This is a genomic window from Yoonia sp. F2084L, assembly GCF_023015625.1.
In the GTDB taxonomy this organism is placed as follows: Bacteria; Pseudomonadota; Alphaproteobacteria; order Rhodobacterales; family Rhodobacteraceae; genus Yoonia.
In genome coordinates this window covers 302,922-329,113 of sequence record NZ_JALKAH010000005.1, presented here as the reverse complement: position 1 = coordinate 329,113, position 26,192 = coordinate 302,922, and the positions used below count along the sequence as shown (strand labels likewise).

The window sequence follows — 26,192 nt, the reverse complement described above, 5'->3', positions numbered from 1 at the left end:
AGTATCATGGGTGCATGGGACGTTGGCCAATTTGGCAATGACACAGCCTTGGATTTTGCCACAGAAGTCAAAACCTTCGCCGATGTGCGCGCGGTCATTGATGATGACAGCATGTTTGCCCCTGATCTGGATGCGGATGATGCCTGCATCGCCCTGGCAGCCTGTGAAATACTGGCAGCGACGACTGGCCGTGCGGCTGAGGACTTGCCAGAGATCGTGACGTTGAGCGCTGATGATGTCACGCCCGCACTCCTGCAAACCGCTATGGGGCTGGTCACCCACATTCGTAGCAATTCAGAACTCGCCGAACTTTGGCAGGATTCCGGGGAGAACGACGCATGGCAAGCCTCGCTTGATGCGTTGTACGCGCGGCTTGACGAGACCAAGCCGTTTGAAGCGCCCGCAAAGAAACCCAAAAAGGAAAAACTGCCAGAGGATTTCATCGGGCATTGCTACATCTGCTACGGGGTAGTCACGGAACGTGACGGCCTATTGTTCGCATATGACGATCCAGAAGGCGGAACTTGTGAAAACTACCCGCATCGCAAGTGCATGGAAGACAAAATCGCGGAACCGGGTCCATATTGGAACGATGATGGATCACCCACGGAAGTCATGCGCAAAGAGTTGATGCGCGGTTTGGGCTACGACGTTTAACCAAAAATGCCCCGGCTTTCACCGAGGCATTTTAAGTGGGCTTGAGGTAATCCGTTTATATTCCGATAAACTTCTGCGCAATCCGGGGCACGAGGCCATTGAACAGCAAAGGTGCGTCTGTCGCCGCAAGACAAATGCAATCCACACCTTTTTCTGCGACGGGCGTGTGGTGCAAATCTTCGTTCGCAACCTCAACGTCACCAGCGCCAAACCGATCTTCTTCGTCGGTGAACGCGCCTTGCAGTACCAATGTCAGCTCAGTCCCACGGTGCCCGTGATCCGGAACAGCCGTTCCGGCGGGGATACGCAGCAAGCGGACACTCGCGTCCTTGGATGTTTTCAAAACAAGCTGGCTCACGCCGCCACCAACTTTGCGCCATTTAAGGCTGTCCAAGTCGCCATTTACGTAATCCTGTAGCGGGCCGGGGAATACCGTGTCTTTCGCGCGGGCAGGCATTGGTTTTTCTGCCGGCAAGCCGCCATCAATCATGGCGAGTGTCGCAGCAAGCGCGTCTTCGGCGACATCCACTGGTTCGCTGTCCAGCATGACCTCGCCGCCGACGGCGTCATACTCGGCTAAGGCAGCACGGCAGCTGTCACACATCGAAATGTGGGTCGCAACAACCAGATTGAAGGCTTCCGGCAAGGTGCCAGCGGCGTAACCCATCAACAGTGGCTCGGTCAGGTGGTGTTTGATCTGTTTCATATCGTTCATCATTTCATTGCGTGGCGCAGCCTATCCAGCGCCAACCTAATTCGTGATTTGATCGTACCCAGTGGCAATCCCGTCTCTGCGGCAATTTGACTATGGGTCAGTTCGCCAAAGTAGGCGCGCTCGATCAGTTTTCTTTGTTCGGCGGGCAATGTGGCCAAGGCCTGCCCGAGTTGTTCGGTTTCTTGTTGTAGACCCATCGCCTCAACCTGATCAGGTTCAGCTTCTGGGCCCCATGGCAGATCTTCTGGTTCAGGTCTGCGCTGTTTGCGCAGAATGTCGATCTTGCGATTTCGGGCGATTGTGAAAATCCATGTGGAGACACTCGCCTTTGTCGGATCGAACATATGGGCCTTGTTCCAAAGGGTCGCCATGACCTCCTGTGTGCATTCTTCTGCCAGATCCGGGCTGGCCCCCGATTTCATCAAAAACGACTTCACCCGCGGGGCGAAGTACCCAAAAAGCTCGGCAAAGGCTTTGCGGTCCTTATTGTCCCGCACGGCATAGACCTGAACGACCCAAGCCATACGTTTTGCTGTTGCTTCGGGGGTCACCTTCGTATTCCTCGTTTTGCGCACCGGCTGCGCCTTGTGATCACCATAAGTGACAGGTGGCGGCAGCGCATCCGCTTTTCTGAGGGCGTTAGGTTCCGTCAACATATATCTATTACGCCCCTCATCTTAGATTGGATCACACGCGGGATGCTTTTTGTTGTGATCCATGTAAGTAATGGACGCGTAACAAGAATAACAAACGATCAAGAGACACTGGAGCCCCCCTAAAATGCCATTCGAAACCGGGACAGCCGCGCCCAGAAAAATTGCGGTAATTGGTGCGGGGATTTCTGGTATGGGGGCGGCGCATGCGTTGGCCAACGACCATCGTGTCGTGTTGTTCGAGGCAGAGAGCCGTCTGGGTGGTCATGCACGCACACGCATGGCTGGCAAAAATCAAGATCAAGCCGTTGATACCGGATTTATCGTTTTCAACTATGCCAACTACCCTCACCTGACCAAGCTCTTCGCCGATCTTGATGTGCCCGTCACCAAAAGTAACATGAGCTTTGGTGCATCGTTCAGCGGTGGCCGCATGGAGTATGGTCTTGCCAGCATGAACGCGCTTTTTGCCCAACGCAGCAATATCGCCAGCCCCAGGTTCCTGCGCATGGTGCGCGATATCCTCAAGTTCAACGCCAAGGGTCTTGAGGCCAGCCGCGATGAGAGCATGACCATCGGAGAGTTGTTGAAAGAGCTGAAGCTCAGTGACTACTTTCGCGATCACTATCTGCTGCCCTTCTCTGGGGCGATCTGGTCTACACCGAAAGAGAAAATCCTCGATTTTCCTGCCTATGCGATGATGCGGTTTTTCGACAATCATGCCCTATTGGGGGCGACGGGTCAGCATCAGTGGTACACTGTTGATGGCGGGTCGCGCGAATATGTTACGCGGCTTGGCGCTGATATGATGAAGTGCGGTGTCGATATCCGGCTTGGCACCCCGATTGATGCGGTGCGCCGGACTGCTGCGGGTGCAGACATCAAAACACACGGCGCAGATTGGGAAGCGTTTGACGAGGTAATCTTTGCAACCCATTCCGACGACACGCTGCGTATGCTGTCGGACGCGACCGCGGTTGAGAAATCCGTGCTGGGCGCCGTACGCTATCAGCCCAACAAGATCGTGCTGCATTCTGACATCTCTATCATGCCCAAACGGCGTCAGGTCTGGTCATCGTGGATCTATTCCGAGGATGCGCAGAAGACCGACAAAGAAATCAACCTGACGTATTGGATGAACTCCCTGCAGCCCTGGCTGAAAAGCGAAGAGATGATGGTTACGCTGAACAGCAACCGCCCGATCCGCGAAGACCTGATCTGGGACGAGGTTACTTTGCGCCATCCGGTTTATGATCTTGCCGCCATTGCCGCGCAAGAGGCTGCGGTTGCGATGAACGGCTCAAACCGTACTTGGTTCTGTGGTGCCTGGATGAAAAACGGCTTTCACGAAGATGGGCTTTCAAGCGGTTTGGACGTTGTAAATGCGCTGAACGCCGTTGAACGCCTGGATATCGCGGCAGAGTGACCTCCGGCGTTCATCATATCGCAGCAGAAACCTATCATGGGCGGCGGGGGGCGACGAAGAACGCCTTTCGCTATTCCATCGACTATGTGCTGACAGACGCCGAGGCGAAGGTGCAAACCCCTGCTCTGTTTTCGCGGAACGGCGCAAACATGATGTCATTGCAAGACAGCGATCATGGCGGCGCACCAAAGCACGGCACAGGGGCCGTTTGGGTTCACGAGGTGCTTGCCGCTTACGACGTGACCGATGCGAAGCGGATTGAATTGCTCGCCCAGCCGCGTGTTTTGGGCCATGTCTTCAATCCTGTCTCATTCTGGCTGTGCTACAACGCAAATGACGCGCTAACGACTGTGATTGCCGAAGTGACGAATACCTTTGGCGACCGTCATTCATATTTATGCCGTCACGACGATGGGCGCGCGATCACCAAAGACGAAACGCTGTCAGCACAAAAGCTGATGCATGTATCGCCCTTCCAGCCCATTAAAGGCGGCTACACCTTCCGCTTTGATATTCAGCCTGACAGCATCGGCATCTGGATCGACTATTCGCGCGGCAACGGCGGGCTGATTGCCACGCTGACCGGCCCACGCAAGCCGATCACCAACGCATCCATCATCAAGGCGACGCTTCGCCGACCCTTCGGATCTCGGCGCGTTTTGACGCTGATCCATTGGCAGGCAATCAAGCTGTGGTGGAAAGGGGCGACCTTCCGGTCGCAACCCGAACCGCCGGCAGATGAGGTCAGCAGATGAAAGCCCTGTCAGAGCGGCTGCCCGCATACTCGGTCTTTGCGGCCGTGTTGGCAGGGGCTGGCCTGCCGATCTATATTTATGCACCCAAATACTACGCCGACACCTTTGGTGTAAGCCTTGCGGCACTCGGCGCCCTACTTTTTGCAATGCGCCTGTTCGATATGATCCAAGACCCGATCTTGGGTTGGATCAGTGAGCGGCTGACCTCATCCAAAAAGCTGGTCATCACGCTTACCGCCGTCATCATGGCGCTGTCGATGATCGGATTGTTCGCTATAGCACCTCCCATCGACCCACTGTGGTGGTTCGGGATCACGGTCACCGGGCTCTTCACGGCCTTCAGCTTTCTGTCGATCAACTTCTACGCGCAGGGTGTCAGCAAAGCAGGCCAAGACCCGCAAGGGCATGTGCGTCTGGCGGCCTGGCGGGAAAGCGGGGCACTGCTGGGCGTGTGCATCGCCGCGGTCATCCCGACCGTTTTGATCGGTGTCGTCGCCAGCCCTTTCGCCGCCTTTGCCTATGGGTTCGCTGCGCTGACCCTGATTGCAGCGTTCTTCATGTGGCCTGAATGGAAAGAGCGGGCCAGCCAAGAGCCATCGCAAATCGGCGAAATCATCCGCGACAATACCGCGCGCAAATTGCTTATTCTCGCCTTGGTTAACGCAACGCCACTGGCCGTGTCCTCCACACTTTTCCTGTTCTATGTCGAAAGCAAACTGGGCGCTGTCGGCTGGGAAGGTCCACTTTTGGTCCTGTTTTTCTTGGCCGCAGCGATATCATCGCCCATCTGGTCAGCCCTTGCGCGGCGCTATGGCCCTAAGCCCGTTTTGATCGCTGCCATGATCCTCGCGGTCGCCTCATTTGCCTACACCCTCACTTTATCGCCCGGCGATGTGATCCCTTTTGCAGTTATCTGCGTATTAAGTGGAGCGACCATCGGCGCAGACCTGACTTTGCTGCCTGCGATGTTTGCGAAACGTATGGCCGCCATCTCGCCCAATGGCGGACAAGGGTTTGGCCTTTGGAATTTGGTGAACAAGTTTACGCTTGCCTTCGCCGCGGTGGTTTTGCTGCCGTTACTGGAACGATCAGGCTTTACGGCTGGGGCAACCGATTTGCCCGCCGAAGCCATCACCATGCTGACGGTGCTTTACGCACTTGTGCCGTCGCTTTTGAAACTTTTGGCTATCGGCTTGCTGATCGCCACGAAACTTGAGGACTAAACGATGTCGTTTGTCACTTACATCATGATCGGCGCGGTACTTATGGCCGTCGCAGTATTTCTCAAGGAACGCTATGTGTCCTTCTGGGCGCAAAAGTCTGATGACTACGCTGATGGGCCAATCTTTGACATCCGCGAGCGGTTCAACGGGCCGATCGAATGCGAAGGCGTCATCTATGGCCCCACCGGCAAAGTGTCCTCGCGCTTCGTGGCGGACTTTGAAGCGTCGTGGAACGGTAACGTCGGCACGATGAAGGAAGTGTTCCACTATGACAGCGGTCAGGTGCAGCACCGTGAATGGACACTGACACTGGGCAACGACGGCAAGATCAAAGCCGAAGCACCTGATGTTGTGGGCGCCGGCACAGGGCAGCAGTCAGGCTCAGCAGTTTTGCTGAACTACCGCATCAAGCTGACCGAAGAAGCGGGCGGGCATGCACTTGATGTCACCGATTGGATGTATCTGATGTCTAACGGGAATATCATGAACCGCAGCCAGTTCCGCAAATTCGGGATCAAAGTGGCCGAGCTGGTCGCAACCATGCGCCCCAAAGACAAGGCCTACGCAGGAGAATAACCCGTGAAAAACTGGCAAGGAAAACGCTACTGGCTTGTTGGCGCAAGCGAGGGGTTGGGGCGTGAAGTGGCGTTCTGCCTATCGCGCGCGGGGGCCGAGGTGATTGTCTCTGCCAGATCAGAAGATCGGTTGAAGGCGCTGGTCGAGGAACTGCCCGGTAAGGCATCCTACATCACAGTCGACGTCGCTGACCGCGCCGCGGTTGAAGCGGCTGCCGCCGAAGCGGGCGAAATCGACGGTGTTATCTATTTGGCTGGCGTCTATTGGCCCATGAAAGCGCAAGAGTGGGATAACGAAAAAGCGGATATGATGGGCGAGGTGAACTTCCTTGGCGCATCACGAGTCGTTGGATCGGTGATCAAGAACATGGTTTCCAAGAATGCCGGACATATCGTGCTCGTCGGGTCATTGTCCGGTTTTCGGGGCTTGCCCGGTGCCATTGGCTACTGCTCATCCAAGGCGGGCATGATGTCACTGGCGGAATCCATGCAGGCCGATCTGCGCACCTCGCCCATCGAAGTGCAATTGATCAACCCGGGTTTCATCAAAACCCGGCTGACTGAAAAGAACGACTTCAACATGCCGTTCATCATGTCACCTGAGGACGCCGCGAAAGAAGTGTTTGATCACATGAACACTGACACCTTCAAGAAGAGCTTTCCCATGGTATTCTCTTGGGTATTCCGGCTTTCGCAGTTCATGCCAGACTGGATGTATTATCGTCTTTTCGGGGCGAAGTAGGTGGCATACGCCTGTTGATGGATGACGGCTTTGAGCCCAAAGTGACGAATGCTGCGCGTTGCGTGAATGTCGGCTCTTCTGAGGGCAGGACTAATTGGCCGAAGCCCGATACTCGTTTGCGAGTATTCCCATAATGATGTCATCGTACCAGACATCACCGATAAGAGCGCTTTCGCGCTCTCGTCCCTCCTCGACAAAACCGCAAGAACGATAGCACCGTATCGCCCGCTCATTGAATGCTAGAACCCGTAGATCGACCCGATGTAATCCAATTGCTCCGAAAGCATGCGACAAGACTAGCTTGATCATCTCACGCCCCAAACCCTTTCCTAGCTGTGAATCGTCATAGAGCCCCGTTGCCAAGCGCGCTCGACGGTCATGCAAATCAAGACCATCGAGACGCGCCTCTCCCAGCAAACGGCCACCTACTTCGACTGCCCAACAAAGAGGGTGTTCAATGTTCCGCTCTACCCATGAACGCGCATCACTCTCTTCGTAAGCGGGAAGGCCGTCTGGGTTACCTCCAAAGCTGCGCACTATCTCCGGGGAGCGTCCAAGTGCAAATCGCCCGGCAACATCCGAATGATGGAAGGGACGAAGGAGAACGCGAAGGCCGCTAAGCTCGGGAATATCTTGGTTCATACCGAAAAATGACATTCTTGCAGCTACAAGGCAATTCAAGACGAGACTTTGCGCAGCCGCCGCGAATTGGCGCTTCGTCCGCACTGCGGACCTCGCCGTTCCTCGCGACTTGCAGGCCCAAAAACGTGACAAAACCCCGTTCTATTTTGCCGTGGGTTTTTGTCCAATCTAAGAGATTAATCCGGCGTGATGCAGGGGAGGACAGCACAAACGACCGTTTTCGCCGCATGGGTTCCTGAAGGGAGACCACAGGCTGCGCCTTTCGCACCTCAAAGGTTACTGCTGCGAGCTATCTTCGTAGCAGAAGAACGCGATCTTGTTGCCATCGGGATCACGAAGGTAAGCCGCATAGAAAGTCTCGTGATATTGGGGGCGAAAGGAAGGACCGCCTTCGTCGGACCCGCCTTTGCTCATGGCGATCTCGTAGAGACGGTCGATCTTGGATTTGCCCTCGATCCGAAACGCGGTCATTACACCGTTGCCTACGGTCGCGGGCTCCTCGTTGAAGGGGTATCCGGTAAAAAACCTGGGCGCGGTCTGGTCCTGTTTGTCACCCCATGAAGCGACCTGATCGTCACTCCACGCCTTGTCGATCCCCATCTCCTCGAAAAGAGGGTCGTAGAAGCGAATTGCTCTCTCAAGGTCGCGCGTACCCACCATTGTATAACCAATCAAGACGTCATCCTTTCCTCACGGACCTTCCGATAATGCCGCGCCGCTTTGGCCCGGTTGCCGCAGGTCTCCATAAGACACCACGTTCGGCGACTATTTTTAGTCTCGTCGACAAACATCCAGCCACAGTTTTCGCCGGGACAGGTCTTGATCCTGCCAAGCTCACGAGGGTCGGCAATGATTGAGAAGGTCGACATGATGGCCAGCCCTGACAGCGATGGCCGGGCGATCCCCCCGTTTGCGGTCCAAGCGTCCATCTCACGTTGAAGCTTCAACAGGTGTGGCCGATCTTCAGATCGCAAGAACTGCCTGAGGTTGGCACGAAGGACTCGGAAGGACTCGGCCGTGGCCGGTAACCCAATATCCGGCAGTCCAAAGGCTTGCAGCCAAACATCCAAGTCTTCGAGGCTCTCGATCTTTTCATGCACAACCTGGCCGTCTTCCGACCAGTCCGCTGTGTTGACCAGATCGAGTGCCAAACGTCCGCCAACGAGCCTCACTGGATAATCATTCGCATAAGACATGCCAAATCCTAACCTGAGTACTGGTTGACTATCAAGAGTGCCCATGCCTAACCTAAGAAATGGTTATAGAAGATGCAGAAGATTCAGCACCCACTTACAAAGGTGTCGTCCTTACCCTGGCAGGCATACGGCTCGGAGGGCGAAGACTCCTCCCTTTCGCACTCTTCACGGTTCCCTTCGGTATCGCTTTCGGCGTTGCAGCCATCGAAAGCGGCTTGTCCAGCTTTCAAGCCATTCTGATGAGCCTGGCGACTTTCTCCGGGGCCGCACAGTTTGCGACACTCGACTTCTGGACGGAACCCCTCGCCTTTGGGTCCCTGGCAATGGTTGTGCTGGCGTTAAACGCCCGCCACACCATCATGGGGGCCGCTCTCGCTCCATGGATCAATCAGCTTCCTCTAAGCCGTCGCGCTCTGGTCCTAGGCTATCTAAGTGATCCCAACTTTGCCGACAGCCAGCCTGCCTTCCAAAACGGTGAGCGAGACATCGGGATACTGCTTGGAGGAGGATTGGTCCTCTGGGCTTGCTGGGTTGCAGGGACGGCCATTGGCGCTTTGGGCGGTGCCGAGCTCGGCGACCCTACCACCTTTGGTATCGATGTCGTCATGCCATGCTTCTTTGCGGCAGTGATTGCAGGTCAACCCAGGCAGGTGGAAATGATCGCGCCAATTCTTGTGGCAAGCGCTGTCGCCGTCCCAATGCTTGACGTCCTTCCGACCGGCTGGAACGTCGTCTTAGCCGCGCTGGTCGGTGGCATGGTCGGGACCCTTTACCATGCCAAGTGAGCTCTCAGCCGTCGCGGCAATAATCATGATCGCAGCGATAACCTTTGCGAGCCGCATCGCGGGCCCGCTTTTGATGACCAACATCATCATTTCGCCGCGTATCGAACGGTTTCTGAACGCCCTTTCAGTGTCCGTGATCGCCGCGCTTGTGGCATCAATCGTCGCGCAGAACGGGCTCCGCGAAGGGGCAGCTGTGGGGCTCGCTGCTTTCATCATGCTCGGTTCGAAGAGTGCCGTCTGGGCTATGGTCAGTGGCATGGCTCTTGCAGCGGCGTGGGCTCTGTTTTTTCACTGAACCAGGCGTTCGTTGATCCGTAAAAAGAGGGCATCAAGCCTTCGGGGCGAAACCAAACGTACGCTGAGGCAATAGCGTATCGCAAGGTGTTGCACAAACCAGCGGTTGCGCGCGACTGGAGCTGGCCAGAAGCCGTCCTGAAACTTGCCGCCTCTAGCGGATACTTCTGGCCGGGCGAATTGCACGACCCAATGCCGCGTTAATTGGTGCCTGTAGAACGGTTGCAACTCCCCCTAGAAGAACAACTGTCAACGCCACGGCAGGTATCTGCATGAATAGTTCCTTTGGTTTTTTAAAGTGTTGGATGTTCATCGCTGCAAACCGCATTGGGTCAATCGCTGAAATCCACCTGTCTTTGACGCCGCCTATCAACAGTAAGCCTCAAAACATCGGGCCGAGCATAGTGGCCCGCTTGATCAAGGTTCTGCCGTTCACCGCGTACGATTGCAGCGTCTATCGTGGCGACGATCAAAGCCTCTTCATTCAAGACAGGATCTATGAGAAAAGTGCCGTCTGGTGCGACTATAGTGGAACCACCGTTGGAAATGATATTATCGCCATCAGCCAGAATGAGATCGAGGTCGGGCGTGTCTTTGGGAAAATCTTGCGCACGCATCAACCCGGAGCAGGCGATAACGTAGCTTCTGCTTTCTTTTGCGATAAACACGGGCAGGTCTTGTGTGTTGTGTAAACCGCCTGGCCAGACAGAAACGTGCAGACTTTCACCTTGTGCGTACAAGGCCGAACGCGCGAGAGGGAGCCAGTTTTCGTAACAGTTGAGGCCTCCGACCCGAAAGGGCCCAAGGTCATGGACAACTAATCCATGCCCGTCACCTTGCGCCCATGCCAACCGTTCTTCGTATGTTGGATGTAGCTTACGATGAACTGATTGAACCGATCCGTTGGCGTCAATGTAGACCAGAGAGCAGTACAGGCTGTGACTGCCCCGATCCGGTGCGCGCTCCATAATTCCCAGATAGACCGAAATCTTGTGTTTTCTTGCAAGCTTGGCAACGCCCTCCAAATCACCCCGTTCTATGACAACGCCTTGATCCAGATAGCGGCTATAGTGATGTTTCTGGCGTTGGTCATTAAAGCGTGCGCCATCAGTTCGCTCGATCCAGAAGGGATACCCTGAGACCAATGCCTCGCCGAATGTTACAAGCTGACAACCTTCGGAAGCGGCTTGTTCAACCGCAATCTCGACCTTGCCAAGTGTTGCGTGGCGGTTCAACCAAATTGGTGCAACCTGTGCTATGCCAACCGTCAGGCTGTCACGGGCACTGACGTTCTCGGGTTGAGGCGTGCGTAAGTTCTTCATTTTTTGACTTCGTATCCTTTGATCGGTGGATGTTGGTAACTTGCAAAATCAGTCAGCAGGTCTGCCACATCAGCGGAATGAAACAGCATTTCTCTATGCGTTTTTGATAGGAAGCCAGCGCGCACCATTTGATCAAACATCGTCAAAAGCGGATCAAAGTAGCCATTCAAGTTGAGCAGCCCAATGGGTTTTTGATGATATCCAATCTGTGCCCAAGTCCATTGCTCAAAAAACTCTTCTAGCGTTCCACTGCCACCTGGAAGGGTCAAAAATGCATCGGATCGCTCCGCCATCACGGCTTTGCGTTCATGCATATCCTCTACAATAATGAGTTCTGTCAGTGCATGGTGAGCGATTTCCCGTTCAACTAGCGCACGCGGCATAACCCCAATAACATTTCCCCCAGCGTCTAAGCATCCATCCGCAACGGCACCCATTAAACCAACTTGCCCGCCTCCATACACGATCTGGCGACTGGCCTTTGCCAGTGATTGTCCAACATCGAAAGCCTCAGAACTATAGTCATAGTGCTGGCCCGAAGCTGATCCGCAGAACACCGCAATATGTCTGTGCCGAATTCCCATTATTTGTCATCTTTCATCGCTATGGATTGAAACTTGATCTTTGCGCCAATCCGACCAGCGTTGCGTTAGGCGCGCATATCGGCGTTGTTCTTCTCAACAAAGTTAGGAGATCGCGCGAGTTTCTTTCACAAACACCGCGGATGCGACCATCAACAACCCGAACGAAACAGCTGCAAGCACGGCCCAGCCGAACCCGGCGATGATTGCACCCGCTGCAAACGCACACAATGTTGACACCAGCGCGATCAGTGTATCGTTCGCGCCTTGCACCAACGCCTTTTCATCTTCCTTCACAGAATTTGCGAGCATCGTCGTCGCACTGATGAAACCAAAGTTCCATCCAATGCCCAATAGAACAAGCGATCCATAAAAGTGAAAAGACGTAAGACCACTTAGCGCCGCAATCGAAGACACAATCAGCAGTGCCAGTCCAATGAGAGCAATCGGATGCACATCAAATCTTTTGATCAAGAACCCGGTAAAGAAACTCGGAGCAAACATCGCCACAACGTGCCAACGGATCACGTCACCTGCCACGGTTTCGCTAAAGCCGCATCCGATCATAGCGAGCGGCGTAGGCACCATTAAGAACACCATGATGCCCTGAGAGACGGCCCCAAGCCCAACCGCAAGGCGGACGGGTTTACGTTTCAGTATCGACAGGGATGCAAACCGTTGCTTGAGACTTTGTGGAGTACCGTTCGTCGGGGCTGGTAGCTTCGTTAAAAGGAGTGGGATCAGGCCGATGATGGAAAGACCTGCGAGTGCTGCATACGCGCCCGCTAAGGGAATTGGCGCAAGCGCATCTTTCGCCGTGATGAATACCTGTGGACCGACAAAGGCTGCAATCAAGCCTGACGTTAGCATCAAAGAGATTGCAACAGGCTGCCATTCCGCGCTCACAGTCTCAGCAGCCGCGAACCTAAAATACTGGTAGCATGCAAGTGCTGCACCTAGAGCAAGATGTGCGATGCACAGAAGAATAAAACTGCCAATATGTAATGCCCAAACCCCAAGAAAAGCACCTACGACAGCACAGACAACGCCTGTAGCAAATCCAGTTTTTCGCCCACGTCTGCCCATCAATAGCGAAAACGGTGCGGCGGCCAGTAGCCCAGCGAGTGTTTGAAGTGACGCCGGTAGCGTTGCCAGTGCAGTTGAGGGGGCCAGCATCAAACCCGCCAGACCGCCCATAATTATCAGCATCGGCATAGCGGACCCAAGGATTGTGTTCGCCACAATCAAGCCCAAATAGTTGCCGTTCCGATATATGAACGAAGTGTACATAAAATATCCCAATTTGATTGTGCTAGGGACTTGGTAAACCACTTCGTATCTGTCTAATATGTCAATATGGCATCAAATATAGACAAAGCACATAAACCCCGCTCCATAGATGTCCTGCTCTTTGATGACGTCAATCTACTGGATATCTCTGGTCCGGTGCAGGCTTTCGATACCGCTATGGTGAACGGTAAAAAGCGATACCACATTCGGTATGTTTCCATTGATGGGCGTCCCGTCAGGGCCGGGTGCGGGTTACGTCTGGTGCCGGACGCGGCGCTGTCATCAGAAACATATGGCGACGATCTTTTGATACCGGGTGGCGCAGGTGTTAATGTGCTGATCCCTAATAAGGTTGTTTGTGAAGTCATTGCGAACCACCTCGACCGCAAGCCCAAGGGACGTGTCATCTCGATCTGTTCCGGCGCACTACTGCTTGCTGCGGCAGGTGTGTTGGATGGGCGGGCGGCAACAACGCATTGGTCACGATTAACGGATACCCAGAAGTATGACCGCGTGTTGTGGGATCTTGATCAGATATCCACAGCACAAGATCGTGTATTCACGTCAGCAGGTGTTACGACAGGAATCGACCTTGCCCTCTCCATCATTCGCACAGACTGCGGTGCGACTGTTGCGCTGGCAGTCGCACGAGAGTTGGTCGTACAATTGCGGCGAACAGGCGGGCAAAGCCAATACGCCATTCATCTGGCAGGCCAATTCACGAAAGACGATGCGCTAACGCAATTGATCGAGAAAGTCGTCGCCGAACCACATTTAGATTGGTCACTGGATGCATTGGCTCAAGCCGCAGGTATGAACCCCCGCACGTTATCGCGTCACTTCAAACGCGACTTGCATGAAAATCCTGCACAATTCGTGGAGCGAATACGCATTGATCATGCGCGAGGACTAATGTCTGAAAAACTACCCCTGAAGCAAGTTGCGCAGCTCAGCGGTTTTGGCGACCTCCAACGCATGCGCCGCGCCTTTCAGCGAAGGTTTGGCATCCATGTGAGTGACTATATTAACTCATTTGTGACGTAATATTTTGCCGAAAGCCGCCCTTTGCGCATCCGCAGCGAATTGGCGCTTTGTCCCGCAAACACACCATTGCTGCATCACCTCACCTAAGCTACCCTTACCCCATGAAACAAGTCCCCAAACCCACAACTGATGATGCTCTCATTCAGGAATTCCTGAACAAAGGCGGCAAGGTCAGTGTTGGCAAGACCAAACCCCCAGCGGCTGAGTTGGGCCTGTCCAACAATCAGTGGAACAATAAGCTAACCAAGGAAGAGAAAGCCGCGCGCGACAAGAAGTGACGCCCGCTTAATCCAACTTGCTTGCGCCAGATCAAGGCCGCATGTGCTACGATCCTTCATGGTCAAACCAAAGGAGGACGCAATATGCTCCCTATTTCAGCAGATAAAATCGCCGAGGTGATTATCCTCGCACGTGAACTTGACCGGGCCGAGAATGAGTTTGATGGCTTTGTCGATCAGCTTGCTGACGACGAAAAAGCCGGGCTTGTAGCCGTATTCTGGGTTGGGCGCGGCAGCTTTGAGCCAGAGGACTTTGCCGAGGCGCTTGAGACTGCAACGCGAGAGGCAACCGTGCCGACCGCCGAATATCTCAAAGGTTCCCCGCATTTGTCGGATCATCTTGAAGCCGGGATGGCAGCACTGGGCAGTGACCCGTCTGTGGCAGAGGACGATCTTTATCGGCCAGCCTAAGTCGCCCGGTCAAACCAGCCCTTTGCACGCCCCCAAACGCCTGCATTGATGGCATCCAGCGTCATCAGATGCGGCAGCAGTTGTTCGGCAAAATCTTCGCTGCTCTCGGCAGGTAACATCGACGGTAAGTTATCAATGGCGGTCACATCCAGCACCGGCTGATCATGGACCCGCAAAGCAGGTTCGTCCCAGGTCGTTGTGCGGTCATATACTTTGACAGGTGAAAAGTCGCTATCGGGGTCGCAGGCAATATCCCCAATCACTGACAGGGTCCTTGGCGCTACCTTTGCACCAGCGGGCACAAAAACCGGCGTGCCGGGGCGCGCAAGGATGCAGTTAAGAAAGATGTCATGGGCCAGCACCTGCGGGAAAGGCCCACCCGATGCGGTCTCGGCCAGATCCCATTTGGTTGTGGCCACGCCCATCGCCTGACAAAGGTCCGCAGCACCGGTTCCGACCCGGCCCAAAGCACCAATGATCAGCGCGGTCGGGCGTTCCGTCCCAAGGGCCATCAACGCCTCTTGCAGCTCCATCAGCAAATGGTTGGCACTGGCATAGGCTTTCACGGGTGCGGCAACCGCGCCATTCTGCTGCGCCAGCCAGCACATTAACGCTACTGCCGCCCCGGCATAACCCGCCCAATACCCAAAGGCGGCAACGCGGCGGCCCGCATCATCAGTCAGATATTCCAGATCATAAAGCGTGCCACCTCCGGCCTGAAACCGATCCAACAGGATTTTGCCTGATGGCTGCCCCTTATAGGCATGTCCGAACATGATATGGCGATGCCGCAACGGGCTGCCATCTTCGGGCAGTTCTTTCAGACCAAAGATGATTGCATTGTCAGGCGCATCCACCCACGAAAACTCAGGCGCGATTGCGCAACCAACTGCGGCATAGTCCGCAATGGATAGAATACGCTGGGTACTTTCCTCGACGGTCACCTGATATCCTGCGGCAATCAGCTTGGCCGCACCCTGCGGCGTGACACCGACACGTTCTTCATGTGATCGGCTTTCAGAACGGACCCAGAGATGGGTCATCACAGCATCCCTTTTTCATAAACCGCCTGCACCGATCGACGCGTGTTCATCTGGTGCTGGAATGCCGCAAGGCCAGGGTAATGCGAAATGTCGACGCCATCACCGGGCAACCAGGTCAGCACAACATAGAGATAGGCATCCGACAAAACCTCCAATGTTCCGACATTGAACGGCATAGATGGCAGTTCACTTTCTAGATGAGCGGAACAATCTGCGATCCGCTCGGGCACCTTGCGTTTCATGTCCGCGAAAGAGCTTTCCTCATCCGCCCAGCGCTCACCGCGGATACCGTGGGCATGGTGCGGATGCATGGTTCCATTCAGATAAGACATCAACTCGCGCATCTTTGCAGCTGCATATGCATCATCAGGCACCAGTTCAGGTGCGACGTATTCCAGAATCGCAGGGGTTTCGGTGATGATGCCATCAGGTGTTTCCAGCGCAGGCACCCGGCCTTTGGGATTGATCTGCCGATAGTCATATTTGGTTTGCTCAAAGCTTCCAAAATCGACGCGGACAGCCTCATACGGCATCCCCCTCTCTTCCAGAACAATCGCGACAGCAACAGAAATCGTGCGCGGCGCATAATGCAGTTTCAGCATGGGGTCAGTCCTTTAGTAGTGTGTTTGCGCATACATTCGGTCGTCCTGATCCAAATGCGGCACTGCGTTAAAGCTGGCAAGGATCGGCCCTTGCGGGATCACACGCACCCGGTGGAGCGAGCTGTTCATGATCGGCAATAACACATGCGCCATGCGGGTCGGGTCAAGGTTCAGCAAATGGCGAATGATCATCCCGATAACGCCGCCCGAGGTGACGCATAAAACACGCGACCCCGGCTTGGCGGCTTCCTGTAGTACAGAGGTGACGCGGTCTTCAAAAGACGCGAAGGTTTCGACGCCCATGATCTCGGCTTTGTGCCAGGCTTCCATGACCTGCGGAACGTGGGCTGCAAATTGGTCGGGGCCCGGGAACGGCACGCCATGCACGTCTTCCAGCGCCTGACCCAGATTGAAGTAATCCATCTCATTCAGGCGGGCATCAATCTGCGGGCCATCATAGCCAATACCAGCGGCGGTCTCTTTGTGGCGGCGCAAACTGCCCGAGATAACCTTGTCAAACGGTCCTTCGCGATCACGCAGGTAATCCCCAAGCCATCTGGCCTGCTGGTGCCCCAGATCCGACAGTCGATCATAGCTTTCTTCATCGGTCGCACCTGAATTGGCCTGCCCGTGCCGGACTAAAATGATTTCACCCATCAAGTTCCTCCTGAGCCAACAGAGTTACGAGGTGTGAAACGGCTTTGCAACGTTCCCAGCCCATGACTTGGTCGGCCTTTTGCATTTTGCCGCATGACACCCTCTTGTGCACGAATTCTTAGCGTGGGATTGTCATCATCAAGAGCAGCAAATTGCATGAACAGGGTCCTGATTTGTCCACGACAACGCTTTTGAGTGATGTTTTCGGCTTTGATGCTTTCCGGCCGGGGCAACAAGAGATCGTGGAAGCCGTCATCGCCGGTGAAAACGCGCTGGCAATCATGCCGACCGGCGGTGGTAAGTCGCTTTGTTTTCAGCTTCCTGCCTTGGTGCGAAATGGTGTGACTGTCGTCATTTCGCCCCTCATCGCCTTGATGCGCGATCAGGTGCGTGGGCTGCGTGAAGCGGGGGTCGAGGCTGGTGCGCTGACATCAGGCAACACACCTGAGGAAACCGATGCCGTCTGGGAAGCGCTGGAGGCCGGCACCCTCAAGCTGCTTTATATGGCGCCGGAACGGCTCGCCTCGGGTGGAACTATCAACATGCTGCGCCGGGCTGGCGTCAGTTTGATCGCGGTGGATGAGGCCCATTGCGTCAGCCAATGGGGCCATGATTTCCGCCCGGATTACTTGCGGATTGGTGAACTCAAGCGCACGCTGGATGTTCCTCTTGCCGCCTTCACTGCAACCGCCGACGCCGAAACCCGCGAAGAGATCGTGCAAAAGCTGTTTGGTGGCCAGCAACCAGCGACCTTCCTACGCGGCTTTGACCGCCCCAACATTCATCTGGCCTTTGCCGTCAAAGACGGGCCACGAAATCAGATCCTGAACTTCGCCGTCGCCCGCAAGGGGCAGTCGGGCATCGTCTATTGCGGGACCCGCGCCAAAACCGAAACACTCTCCAAAGCACTGTCGGATGCTGGCCACAACACGTGCCACTACCACGGCGGGATGGAAGCCGAGGACCGGCGCATCGTGGAACGGCGTTTTCAGCAGGAAGACGGGCTGATCGTCTGTGCAACCGTCGCCTTTGGCATGGGTATCGACAAACCTGATATCCGCTGGGTCGCGCATGCCGATCTGCCCAAGTCGATTGAGGCGTATTATCAGGAAATCGGACGCGCCGGCCGGGATGGCGCGCCTGCCGAAACGTTGACGCTTTTTGGCCCCGATGACATCCGCTATCGCCGTCAGCAGATTGATGAGGGGCTTGCCCCACCCGAACGGCGTGCGGCGGATCACGGGCGGTTGAATGCGCTATTGGGTCTGGCTGAGGCCCTGCGTTGCAGGCGACAGAATTTGCTGGAGTATTTTGGCGAAACCCCCGGCCCCTGCGGGCACTGCGATTTGTGCGACAAACCGGCCGAGGTGTTTGATGGGACGACGGCTGTGCGCATGGCCCTTTCTGCCGCACTACGCACGGAAGAGTGGTTCGGTGCGGGTCATCTGATCGACATCTTGTTGGGCAACGCAACCGACAAAATCCAGCAACGCGGCCATGACAGTCTACCAACCTACGGGGTTGGCAAGGACTATGACAAACGCCAATGGCAGGCGATTTTCCGGCAGATGATGGGGCATGACCTGCTGCGCCCTGATCGCGAACGGCACGGCGCGCTGCGGATGACCGAACATGCACGGCCCATTCTGCGGGGTGAGGCGACCATTGAGTTGCGCAAAGATACGATCAAGGCCGCACGCGGGTCCGGCCCGAAGGTCCGCATGCTGGTCAGCGAAGAAGATGCACCGCTGCTGTCCGCGCTGAAGGCCAAGCGGCGTTATCTGGCTGAACAGGCCAATGCGCCTGCCTATATCATTTTCAATGACCGCACGCTGATTGAGATGGCCGAAAAGCGGCCCATGACCTTGGATGAAATGGCGCATATTGGCGGGGTCGGGGCCAAGAAACTGGAAAACTACGGGCGCGATTTTCTGGAGGTCATCGCCGGGGCCGTCGAAGAGGTGCATCCAATGCGCCGCAAGCTGGCAGGACGCGATGAGGGTGCGGTTTATGACCGGCTGATGCAGGTGCAGGCGTCACTTAATCGCGGCCCGCATGGCGCTGACAAACCGATGAGCTGCTCAGCGTCTTTGCTGGCGAAAGTGGCCCAGTTACGCAGCACAGACATGGATCACCTGACGCGTGTTATTGGTGACAAATATGCGGAACGATTTGGCGAGGCGTTCTTGGAGGTGCTGGAGAACACGTCATAGGGCGGATCTCAATCAATCCGCCCCTTGCTCAACAATCTGGAATTTATTGAACGACAATCTGTGCGGTCATGTTCGGGTGAACCGAGCAGAAGTAATCAAATGTGCCGGCGGCAGAGAACGTCAGTTTGCTTTGGTCACCACGTCCCAGATTCCCGGTATCGAATGCGCCGTTGTTGGCGGTGGCCGTATGGGGCGCGCCATCCTCGTTCACGAATGTCACGCTGTCGCCTGCTGCGATGGTCAGGACGGCGGGTTCGAACGCGAACCCCTTGATCGTGACAACGTGATCGGCGGCGTTGGCCACAGTTGCGGAAACAAGAAGTGCGCCTGCGATAAGAAGTGATTTAATAGTCATGTCGAAGTCCTTTGATAGATGCGCCAATACTGCGCTGATTGCTAAAACATGTGCGTCGATCGCATGTCTCGATGGGTTTACGTTCCACCGATCAGATTTATTCCCGTCTTTCTGAAATTATTTGCGCAGAGGCGGAAAGTATCTGGCCAGACTGGCATGCTTTGTCCGTTTTTGACAGGTACGTATATCACCTGCCCGTGCTTGACCCTTGATCTGTACAGGATTAGCAGCCCGGTAAGCAACAAAGGGTCTGACATGGCACGCAAACGCAAGGGTCGCGATATTTCGGGGTGGCTGGTGGTGGATAAACCTACGGGCATTACCTCGACCTCGGTGGTCAACAAGGTCCGTTGGGCGATGGAGGCCAAGAAGGCGGGACATGCAGGCACGCTGGACCCGGAGGCGACCGGCGTTCTGGCTGTTGCGCTGGGTGAGGCAACCAAGACCGTGCCGTACATCACTGATGCGTTGAAGGCCTATGTTTTCACAATCCGTTTGGGTCAGGCCACCAACACCGATGACGCCGAAGGCGAAGTAATCGCGACGTCTGATCTGCGCCCTGATGATAAGGCGATTAAAGCGGCTTTGGGTCCTTTCATCGGTGACGTCATGCAGGTCCCGCCGCAGTTTTCAGCCGTGAAGGTGGATGGCGAACGTGCGTACAAGAAAGCCCGCGATGGTGAGGAAATGGAACTTGCTGCCCGGCCGTTGTGGGTGGAAGAGCTGTTGCTGATCGACCGCCCCGACGCTGACCATGTTGTCCTTGAAATGACCTGTGGCAAGGGCGGCTATGTCCGCTCCATCGCGCGCGACTTGGGGGATGCTTTGGGCTGTAAAGCCCACGTCAAATCCCTGCGCCGCATATGGTCGGGGCCGTTTCAGGCCACGGACGGTGTGACACTTGAGCAAGTGGATGCGATGGCCAAGACACCTGACCTGGACGCATACCTGCAACCACTCGAAGTTGGGCTTGCCGACCTGCCAGAGGTCCGCTGCCTTGCCGAAAGCGTTGCCAAACTGCGCAACGGCAACCCGGCCTCGGTGATTGCAACGGATGTGGAGTACGGTGAGGAAGTGTGGGCCTCTTATGAAGGCAAAGCCATCGCCGTCGGGACCTATCGCGGCGGTGAATTGCAGCCGTCACGCGTTTTCGTGGTCTAGGTGATCACGCGCACGCATATCAAAGACGACGCGCCGTCCACCGCGACTTACTCAGACTGCGAGCGCTATCGTTATGCCTTGACCCGAACATGGAATGAGGGTGGCAAGCGCGTGCTTTTTGTGATGCTGAACCCGTCCAAGGCGACCGAGGTGCAAAACGACCCCACAGTCGAACGCTGCGAACGGCGGGCGCGGGCGTTGGGGTTTGGTGCGTTTCGAGTGACGAATATCTTTGCGTGGCGGGACACCGATCCGTTCCAAATGCGCAAGGCAGCAGAGCCCATTGGGCCAGACAACGACGCAACACTGTGCGATGGCGCCGCTTGGGCGGATCAGATCATCGCTGCCTGGGGCACACATGGCGCCCATCTGGGGCGTGGCCCTGCGGTTGAGGGGTTGTTGCGCGACACAGGCAAACCACTCTTCAGTTTAGGGATCAGCAAGCATGGTCATCCAAAACATCCGCTATACATCAGTTACAGCCAACAACCGATCCGGTGGGACGGGCGTTAACCATTTGCGCAGTTTGCGGGCCACGCAGCGCTGCACGCATGCTATCAACGAAGTACGGGGTCAGGGGTGACTCGGTTACTTACAGGTATGGCTTATGCTCGCTATCTTTGGATTGATGGGGGTCGCTTTGACGGCTTTTGTGATCTCGGAATCTGATGAAGAGGCCGTGACCGAACCGGATGTACCGGAAGAGGATGATGACCCCAGCGTGGACATCACCCCGGTCGACGAACTGTTTGATCCCAGTGACGAAGACACCGTGATCTTTTCAGGCGATCTTGATGATCTGGTTCTGACTGGCGCTGGAGATGACTATCTGGATGGCGAAGACGGGAACGACCACCTCGCCTCTGGTGCCGGGGACGACATATTGCACGGTGGGCGCGGCGATGATGTGCTGGATGCCGGGGCCGGGGATGATCTGCTGAATGGACATGTGGGCGATGATATCCTGAGCGGGGGCGACGGGGATGACGCGCTGAACGGTGGTGGCGGCAATGACATCCTGATGGGCAACGCTGGTGACGATGCCTTGCTTGGATCACTTGGCGATGATGTGCTGGTTGGCGGCAGCGGCGCGGATACGCTGCATGGCGGTTCCGGGAATGACATCCTGTATGACCGGGACGACGATGACGCCGACTATATCAACGGCGGCGCGGGCGATGACATATTGATGGGCGGGGCTGGCGATAACCTGCACGGTGGCACCGGAGCGGACACTTTTGCGGTGCTGGCGGACAATGATCTGATTGTTGAAGACTACGACGCTGATGAGGACGTGATCGAGCTTACTTATGAAGGTGAGCCCCCCACCTTGACCACCGTCGATAGCGTAGACGGGTTGGTCCTGCTGGCGGATGATACCATCGTCGCGACCTTCCCTGATCTGGACGATCTGGACGTGACCCGCATCACGTTGATCGCGGCGTAACAAAACCCTTTCCTTTTATACAGAATCCTCCTATTGCGACGCATCTGCGCAGGGTTTGCCCTGCACGGACCCTCCACGGGCCTTTCTGGACGACATCCCGGATCGCGCCATCAACCCTTTAGATAAGGAGACCCCGATGTCGATTACTGCTGAAGAAAAAACACGGATCATGAAGGAATTTGCAACCAAAGAGGGCGACACCGGCTCCCCCGAGGTGCAAGTCGCGATCCTGTCCAGCCGCATCGCGACACTGACAGAGCACTTCAAGACCCACAAAAAAGACAACCACGGTCGCCGTGGCCTGCTGAAAATGGTAGCTCTGCGTCGTAAGCTTTTGGATTACACCAAAGGCAAAGACGAAGCACGTTACCAAGACCTGATCAAGCGTCTGGGTCTGCGTCGCTAAGCACGAACGCTTTCGGAATGACAAAACGCCCACCGAATGGTGGGCGTTTTCATTTTTGCGGCAAGATTTGCGTGGCATTGCCTTAGGGTCAGGACCCTAGAACGAAACGGCTGCGCCCAACACTAGACCATCAAAACCGAATGAGCCGTCGGAGCTATCTTCGATACCAATCCATTCCTGTGCTTCATAGCCGATTTTCAATGTTGTTGCCGTCGCGCCAACCGCGAATGTGTGCTCGTAACCAAAGCCAATAGCCATCTGCGACAGATTTGATTGCGGATCATCATTCCCGTTATCGTCCAAGTCGCCAAACAGGGCTGCAGTCTCAAAGCTACCGTAAACCCCACCATTTCGGAACACAGCTTGCGTCGCTTTCACGCCGAAGACAGCACCAATACCCTCAAAGCTGTGCTCATTGGTGATACCGGCATCAGCAAAATTCAGGTCATCAAATTCAAGGCTTCGGACGCCAGCGGAAAGTTCAAGATCAAGGCCGGGCGTCACCTCAAATTCGCGGAAACCTATCAGATCAATTTGTTGCACCTGAATTTCCGTAGGGTTGCCGGCTTGTCCTTCATCATAGTCCACATCCATGTCCCAGTACTGCAACCGCACACCTGCGCCATTGGCGAATGTATATCCGGCTTTTGCACGTACGGATGTTTCCGCGCCAAGGTTATCATCATCTCCGAACCCATCACTCACTGACGGGGTGAGGCTCAAGGCATCGACCTCTAAGCTGAATTCTTGCGCGCTCGCAAAGGATGCTGTGGCGGCTAATACAAGTGCCGTCAGTGTTGTTGATGTAAATGTTGTCATTGGAATACTCTCTTTTTATTTGTTGTGCTGTCAGGGTCTTCACAACGGTTACGCACCCGTGCCGCGGTTTATTCTGTGGTTTTCGGAAAATTTCTTTGGGTCGTGCCGAGTGACCAGTTATTTTCTGCAAAACAGTTACGCTACCGGTCCAGTAATGGCTGCGTGCAAGGCGCTGGAGCCAATCTCTTGCGTGTCGTAGAAACGTCCAAAAGAAAGCAGTTGCCACTTGCAATTTCATGATGCCAAGCTTGAAATGATAAAGAAGACGGCAGTGCACCTGATTTTCTGAACCCTGATAGGATTACTCTGATGAAACTTCTTGCTCTCCTCGCCACGTCCACAATCGCTGCAACATCTGTTTTGGCCGAAGACACCCGGCAACTTGATGCCCATGAGCACGGCGTCGGACAGTTAAATATCGCCTTTGACGGCCAACAGATCGCGCTGGAATTTCACGCGCCCGGCGCTGATATCGTGGGTTTTGAATATGCAGCGGAAAGTGCGCAGGATCGCGCGGCGGTCGATACTGCCGTTGCGACATTGGCCAGACCATTGGATTTGTTCGCTCTACCGGATGCCGCGGGCTGTAGCGTTGTTCAGGCCGCAGCAGCATTGGAGAGCGAAGATGGGCATGATGATCACGACCATGAAGAACATGCACATGACGACCACAACCATGCCGAGCACGCACATGATGATCACGCCGACGAAGCGGGTCATACAGAGTTTCATGCCGAATATCTGCTGACCTGCGCCGATCCTTCTGCGGTTACCAAGATTACATTTGCCTACTTCGACACTTTTCCAAACGCGTTGGAGGTTGAAGTGCAGGTGATCTCGGACGTGGGTGCCACATCGTTTGAGGTGGAACGCGACGCGCCCACACTTGATCTGCGCGGTATGTTCTAGGCTCTTGTCTGACCCCGCCTCAATCCTGCGACTTGAAGACGTCCGATACCGCTGGCCGGGTCGGGCATCATTTGGGCTGAACGTCCCCGCTCTTCACTTGGCAGCTTCCGAAACGGTGTTGTTGCTGGGCGAAAGCGGGTCGGGCAAGTCAACGCTGCTGTCCCTGATCTGCGGCACGATTACCGCTGATGCGGGGCGCGTGGTGGTTGCGGGCACGGATATCGCATCGCTTTCGGCTGGCCACCGTGATCGGTTCCGGGCCGAACAGATTGGTTTGATTTTTCAGCAGTTCAATCTGCTGCCCTTCGCCAGCGTATGCGACAATATCCTGCTGCCTTTGAAATTTGCACCCCAACGGCGCAAGCGGGTGTCAGATCTAAACGCTGAGGCTGCACGGCTTTGTCGCGATCTGGGGCTGCCTGACGGTATGATGACGGTGAAGGCAGGCGCGCTCAGTGTTGGGCAGCAACAGCGGGTCGCCGCCGCACGTGCGTTGATCGGCACGCCACCGTTGATCATCGCAGACGAGCCGACGTCGTCTTTGGATGCAGCGACACAAGCGACGTTTCTCGAACTGTTGTTCGCCCAGTCCCGCACCCATGACACAGCACTGTTGATGGTCAGCCACGACGCGCGCCTGTCCAATCAGTTTGACCGCGTCATCCAGATGGATGAGATCGCCCAAACTGAACGCGCCGCCGCATGATCCTGCGTCTTGCCATTGGATCACTGCTTGCGCGGGCTTTGACAGTCGGGATGACCATCCTTGCAATTGCTTTGTCCGTCGCGCTTTTTCTGGGTGTTGAGAAGGTCCGCACCGGCGCCAAGGCAAGCTTTGCCGACACGATATCAGGCACCGACCTGATCGTTGGGGCGCGTTCGGGATCAGTGCAATTGCTGCTTTATTCGGTCTTTCGGATCGGGAATGCCACCAACAATCTGACGTGGGAAAGCTATCAGGATATCGCCGTCCGCGCGGAGGTCGATTGGATCGTGCCGATTTCGCTTGGCGACAGCCACCGCCAATTCCGTGTCATGGGCACGACGACCGCGTTCTTTGACCGCTACAAGTATCGGTCAGGCCAGTTGCTTGCCGTGCGGGGCGGGGCGATCATGGACGACCTTTTTGACGCGGTTGTCGGGGCGGATGTCGCCGCAACCCTTGGCTACAGTGTTGGTGATCCAATCGTGGTCGCGCATGGTCTGGCGTCCTTCACCGAACACGAAGATCAGCCGTTCCGCATTTCCGGCATTCTTGAAAAGACAGGCACGCCTGTTGATCGCACGGTCATTGTCAGCCTTGAAGCGATCGAGGCGATCCATGTCGATTGGCAAAGCGGCGCACAGATACCCGGTCAATCCACCTCGCCTGACGTCATTCGGCAAATGGACCTACAGCCGCAAGCCATCACCGCAGCGTTGATCGGTGTCAAAAGCCGCCTTCAGGTGTTTGGTTTGCAGCGCGCCATCAACGAATATCCGCAAGAACCTCTGCTTGCGATCCTGCCGGGGGTGGCGCTGCAAGAACTGTGGCAAATCGTCGGTATCGCAGAAACGGCCTTGATCGGGGTATCAGCGATGGTGGTGGTAACCGCATTGATCGGGATGATGGCCACGATCTTTTCCAGCCTCAATGAACGCCGCCGAGAGATGGCGATTTTCAGGGCGATGGGCGCGCGGCCAAGGGTGATCTTGGGGTTGCTGGTGCTGGAGGCGATTTTGATGGCTGCACTCGGCGCGGTCTTGGGGCTGGCATTGCTTTATGTCGGGCTGTTCGTCGGACAGCCACTGATTGACAGCGCTTTCGGGCTTTGGCTGCCGATTGAACCTCTGACATTGCGCGAAGCATGGGTCCTGCTTGGCGTGGTCGCCGCTGGCGCAATTGTGAGCATGGTGCCTGCATGGCGTGCCTACCGCATGTCACTTGCGGATGGTATGATGGTGCGAATTTAGGATGAAAGGGCAGCGGTTTTGTACCTATCACGTCGCCA

At 55.6% G+C, this 26,192-nt stretch carries 32 protein-coding genes; 19 read left to right on the top strand and 13 right to left on the bottom strand.

Going from position 1 to position 26,192, the window contains the following annotated elements; all coding sequences use genetic code 11:
* The first annotated feature begins 6 nt into the window (after positions 1 to 6).
* Positions 7 to 657, top strand: coding sequence for a DUF4259 domain-containing protein (locus MWU60_RS15740; RefSeq protein ID WP_247228331.1), 651 nt, complete (start codon positions 7 to 9; stop codon positions 655 to 657).
* Positions 658 to 712: 55 nt separating this feature from the next.
* Here MWU60_RS15740 and MWU60_RS15735 read toward each other — a convergent pair whose 3' ends face one another.
* Together MWU60_RS15735 and MWU60_RS15730 are read right to left on the bottom strand one after the other, a co-directional pair.
* Positions 713 to 1,375 (bottom strand): ChrR family anti-sigma-E factor, encoded by a 663-nt coding sequence (locus MWU60_RS15735; RefSeq protein WP_281493319.1) that lies wholly within the window; start codon positions 1,373 to 1,375, stop codon positions 713 to 715.
* Positions 1,372 to 2,028: a sigma-70 family RNA polymerase sigma factor gene (locus MWU60_RS15730; protein WP_281493318.1), complete on the bottom strand. Its 657-nt coding sequence runs from the start codon at positions 2,026 to 2,028 to the stop codon at positions 1,372 to 1,374. Before MWU60_RS15730 ends, MWU60_RS15735 begins: the two co-directional genes overlap by 4 nt.
* A 124-nt stretch (positions 2,029 to 2,152) precedes the next feature.
* On the opposite strand from MWU60_RS15730, the gene MWU60_RS15725 reads away from it, so the two are divergent.
* Genes MWU60_RS15725 through MWU60_RS15705 form a run of 5 tightly spaced genes read left to right on the top strand, consistent with a single transcriptional unit; the run spans position 2,153 to position 6,746 of the window.
* Positions 2,153 to 3,451: an FAD-dependent oxidoreductase gene (locus MWU60_RS15725; RefSeq protein WP_247228330.1), complete on the top strand. Its 1,299-nt coding sequence runs from the start codon at positions 2,153 to 2,155 to the stop codon at positions 3,449 to 3,451.
* Positions 3,448 to 4,206 carry a DUF1365 domain-containing protein gene (locus tag MWU60_RS15720; protein ID WP_247228329.1) on the top strand — a complete coding sequence of 253 codons (759 nt, stop codon included), beginning with the start codon at positions 3,448 to 3,450 and terminating at the stop codon, positions 4,204 to 4,206. The genes MWU60_RS15725 and MWU60_RS15720 overlap by 4 nt, the downstream gene beginning before the upstream one ends.
* Positions 4,203 to 5,429 (top strand): MFS transporter, encoded by a 1,227-nt coding sequence (locus MWU60_RS15715; RefSeq protein WP_247228328.1) that lies wholly within the window; start codon positions 4,203 to 4,205, stop codon positions 5,427 to 5,429. Before MWU60_RS15720 ends, MWU60_RS15715 begins: the two co-directional genes overlap by 4 nt.
* 3 nt (positions 5,430 to 5,432) lie before the next feature.
* Positions 5,433 to 6,005, top strand: coding sequence for a DUF3833 family protein (locus MWU60_RS15710; RefSeq protein WP_247228327.1), 573 nt, complete (start codon positions 5,433 to 5,435; stop codon positions 6,003 to 6,005).
* A 3-nt stretch (positions 6,006 to 6,008) separates the two neighbouring features.
* Positions 6,009 to 6,746, top strand: coding sequence for an SDR family NAD(P)-dependent oxidoreductase (locus tag MWU60_RS15705; protein WP_247228326.1), 738 nt, complete (start codon positions 6,009 to 6,011; stop codon positions 6,744 to 6,746).
* A gap of 90 nt (positions 6,747 to 6,836) precedes the next feature.
* Here MWU60_RS15705 and MWU60_RS15700 read toward each other — a convergent pair whose 3' ends face one another.
* The 3 genes from MWU60_RS15700 to MWU60_RS15690 form a co-directional block, all read right to left on the bottom strand.
* On the bottom strand, positions 6,837 to 7,388 hold the full coding sequence (locus tag MWU60_RS15700; protein ID WP_247228325.1) for a GNAT family protein: 552 nt from the start codon (positions 7,386 to 7,388) through the stop codon (positions 6,837 to 6,839).
* Between the two features lie 276 nt (positions 7,389 to 7,664).
* A complete protein-coding gene (locus tag MWU60_RS15695) occupies positions 7,665 to 8,063 on the bottom strand; it encodes a VOC family protein (RefSeq protein WP_247228324.1) in 399 nt (132 codons plus the stop codon).
* Complete coding sequence (locus MWU60_RS15690; protein WP_247228323.1) at positions 8,060 to 8,584, bottom strand: CGNR zinc finger domain-containing protein; 525 nt, start codon at positions 8,582 to 8,584, stop codon at positions 8,060 to 8,062. Before MWU60_RS15690 ends, MWU60_RS15695 begins: the two co-directional genes overlap by 4 nt.
* Before the next feature lie 59 nt (positions 8,585 to 8,643).
* Here MWU60_RS15690 and MWU60_RS15685 point away from each other — a divergent pair, with 59 nt between their 5' ends.
* A complete protein-coding gene (locus MWU60_RS15685) occupies positions 8,644 to 9,369 on the top strand; it encodes an AzlC family ABC transporter permease (RefSeq protein ID WP_247228322.1) in 726 nt (241 codons plus the stop codon).
* Positions 9,359 to 9,664: an AzlD domain-containing protein gene (locus MWU60_RS15680; protein ID WP_281493317.1), complete on the top strand. Its 306-nt coding sequence runs from the start codon at positions 9,359 to 9,361 to the stop codon at positions 9,662 to 9,664. The genes MWU60_RS15685 and MWU60_RS15680 overlap by 11 nt, the downstream gene beginning before the upstream one ends.
* 331 nt (positions 9,665 to 9,995) lie before the next feature.
* Here the strand turns inward: MWU60_RS15680 and MWU60_RS15675 are convergent, their stop codons facing one another.
* The 3 genes from MWU60_RS15675 to MWU60_RS15665 all read right to left on the bottom strand — a co-directional run bounded on the left by MWU60_RS15675 (position 9,996) and on the right by MWU60_RS15665 (position 12,781).
* Positions 9,996 to 10,985 (bottom strand): carbon-nitrogen hydrolase family protein, encoded by a 990-nt coding sequence (locus MWU60_RS15675; RefSeq protein ID WP_247228320.1) that lies wholly within the window; start codon positions 10,983 to 10,985, stop codon positions 9,996 to 9,998.
* Positions 10,982 to 11,569 carry a TIGR00730 family Rossman fold protein gene (locus MWU60_RS15670; protein WP_247228319.1) on the bottom strand — a complete coding sequence of 196 codons (588 nt, stop codon included), beginning with the start codon at positions 11,567 to 11,569 and terminating at the stop codon, positions 10,982 to 10,984. The genes MWU60_RS15675 and MWU60_RS15670 overlap by 4 nt, the downstream gene beginning before the upstream one ends.
* Positions 11,570 to 11,671: 102 nt before the next feature.
* The gene (locus MWU60_RS15665; RefSeq protein ID WP_247228318.1) at positions 11,672 to 12,781 is read right to left on the bottom strand and encodes an MFS transporter; all 1,110 of its coding nucleotides are present in this window, start codon (positions 12,779 to 12,781) and stop codon (positions 11,672 to 11,674) included.
* Between the two features lie 141 nt (positions 12,782 to 12,922).
* Between MWU60_RS15665 and MWU60_RS15660 the strand changes: the two genes are divergently transcribed.
* The 3 genes from MWU60_RS15660 to MWU60_RS15650 all read left to right on the top strand — a co-directional run bounded on the left by MWU60_RS15660 (position 12,923) and on the right by MWU60_RS15650 (position 14,589).
* Entirely contained in the window at positions 12,923 to 13,900 is a 978-nt protein-coding gene (locus tag MWU60_RS15660; RefSeq protein ID WP_247228317.1) for a helix-turn-helix domain-containing protein, read from the top strand.
* A 101-nt stretch (positions 13,901 to 14,001) separates the two neighbouring features.
* Positions 14,002 to 14,178 (top strand): hypothetical protein, encoded by a 177-nt coding sequence (locus tag MWU60_RS15655; protein WP_247228316.1) that lies wholly within the window; start codon positions 14,002 to 14,004, stop codon positions 14,176 to 14,178.
* A gap of 84 nt (positions 14,179 to 14,262) precedes the next feature.
* Complete coding sequence (locus MWU60_RS15650; protein WP_247228315.1) at positions 14,263 to 14,589, top strand: DUF3775 domain-containing protein; 327 nt, start codon at positions 14,263 to 14,265, stop codon at positions 14,587 to 14,589.
* Here the strand turns inward: MWU60_RS15650 and MWU60_RS15645 are convergent.
* From MWU60_RS15645 to MWU60_RS15635, 3 genes are read right to left on the bottom strand one after another with little or no spacing between them, the layout of a single operon-like run.
* Complete coding sequence (locus tag MWU60_RS15645) at positions 14,586 to 15,632, bottom strand: saccharopine dehydrogenase (protein WP_247228314.1); 1,047 nt, start codon at positions 15,630 to 15,632, stop codon at positions 14,586 to 14,588. The genes MWU60_RS15650 and MWU60_RS15645 overlap by 4 nt on opposite strands.
* Positions 15,632 to 16,234 (bottom strand): glutathione S-transferase family protein, encoded by a 603-nt coding sequence (locus tag MWU60_RS15640; RefSeq protein ID WP_247228313.1) that lies wholly within the window; start codon positions 16,232 to 16,234, stop codon positions 15,632 to 15,634. Before MWU60_RS15640 ends, MWU60_RS15645 begins: the two co-directional genes overlap by 1 nt.
* A gap of 12 nt (positions 16,235 to 16,246) precedes the next feature.
* The gene (locus MWU60_RS15635; RefSeq protein WP_247228312.1) at positions 16,247 to 16,891 is read right to left on the bottom strand and encodes a histidine phosphatase family protein; all 645 of its coding nucleotides are present in this window, start codon (positions 16,889 to 16,891) and stop codon (positions 16,247 to 16,249) included.
* A gap of 173 nt (positions 16,892 to 17,064) precedes the next feature.
* On the opposite strand from MWU60_RS15635, the gene recQ reads away from it, so the two are divergent.
* Positions 17,065 to 19,104 (top strand): DNA helicase RecQ, encoded by a 2,040-nt coding sequence (gene recQ / locus MWU60_RS15630; RefSeq protein WP_247228311.1) that lies wholly within the window; start codon positions 17,065 to 17,067, stop codon positions 19,102 to 19,104.
* Between the two features lie 43 nt (positions 19,105 to 19,147).
* Here recQ and MWU60_RS15625 read toward each other — a convergent pair whose 3' ends face one another.
* Positions 19,148 to 19,459, bottom strand: coding sequence for a cupredoxin family copper-binding protein (locus MWU60_RS15625; RefSeq protein ID WP_247228310.1), 312 nt, complete (start codon positions 19,457 to 19,459; stop codon positions 19,148 to 19,150).
* Positions 19,460 to 19,714: 255 nt separating this feature from the next.
* Here MWU60_RS15625 and truB point away from each other — a divergent pair, with 255 nt between their 5' ends.
* The 4 genes from truB (at position 19,715) to rpsO (ending at position 22,473) form a co-directional block, all read left to right on the top strand.
* The gene (gene truB / locus MWU60_RS15620) at positions 19,715 to 20,620 is read left to right on the top strand and encodes a tRNA pseudouridine(55) synthase TruB (protein WP_247228309.1); all 906 of its coding nucleotides are present in this window, start codon (positions 19,715 to 19,717) and stop codon (positions 20,618 to 20,620) included.
* Entirely contained in the window at positions 20,621 to 21,133 is a 513-nt protein-coding gene (locus tag MWU60_RS15615; protein ID WP_247228308.1) for a DUF1643 domain-containing protein, read from the top strand. It begins immediately after the preceding gene.
* A 94-nt stretch (positions 21,134 to 21,227) separates the two neighbouring features.
* Positions 21,228 to 22,067, top strand: a complete 840-nt coding sequence (locus tag MWU60_RS15610) for a calcium-binding protein (protein WP_247228307.1) — start codon at positions 21,228 to 21,230, stop codon at positions 22,065 to 22,067.
* A 136-nt stretch (positions 22,068 to 22,203) separates the two neighbouring features.
* Positions 22,204 to 22,473: a 30S ribosomal protein S15 gene (gene rpsO, locus MWU60_RS15605; RefSeq protein ID WP_247228306.1), complete on the top strand. Its 270-nt coding sequence runs from the start codon at positions 22,204 to 22,206 to the stop codon at positions 22,471 to 22,473.
* Positions 22,474 to 22,569: 96 nt separating this feature from the next.
* On the opposite strand, the gene MWU60_RS15600 is transcribed toward rpsO, so the two are convergent.
* Complete coding sequence (locus MWU60_RS15600; protein WP_247228305.1) at positions 22,570 to 23,292, bottom strand: hypothetical protein; 723 nt, start codon at positions 23,290 to 23,292, stop codon at positions 22,570 to 22,572.
* Between the two features lie 309 nt (positions 23,293 to 23,601).
* Here MWU60_RS15600 and MWU60_RS15595 point away from each other — a divergent pair, with 309 nt between their 5' ends.
* From MWU60_RS15595 to MWU60_RS15585, 3 genes are read left to right on the top strand one after another with little or no spacing between them, the layout of a single operon-like run.
* Positions 23,602 to 24,201, top strand: coding sequence for a DUF2796 domain-containing protein (locus MWU60_RS15595; RefSeq protein WP_247228304.1), 600 nt, complete (start codon positions 23,602 to 23,604; stop codon positions 24,199 to 24,201).
* 4 nt (positions 24,202 to 24,205) lie between these two features.
* Positions 24,206 to 24,907 (top strand): ABC transporter ATP-binding protein, encoded by a 702-nt coding sequence (locus MWU60_RS15590; RefSeq protein WP_247228303.1) that lies wholly within the window; start codon positions 24,206 to 24,208, stop codon positions 24,905 to 24,907.
* Complete coding sequence (locus tag MWU60_RS15585; protein ID WP_247228302.1) at positions 24,904 to 26,154, top strand: ABC transporter permease; 1,251 nt, start codon at positions 24,904 to 24,906, stop codon at positions 26,152 to 26,154. The genes MWU60_RS15590 and MWU60_RS15585 overlap by 4 nt, the downstream gene beginning before the upstream one ends.
* Positions 26,155 to 26,192: the final 38 nt, after the last annotated feature.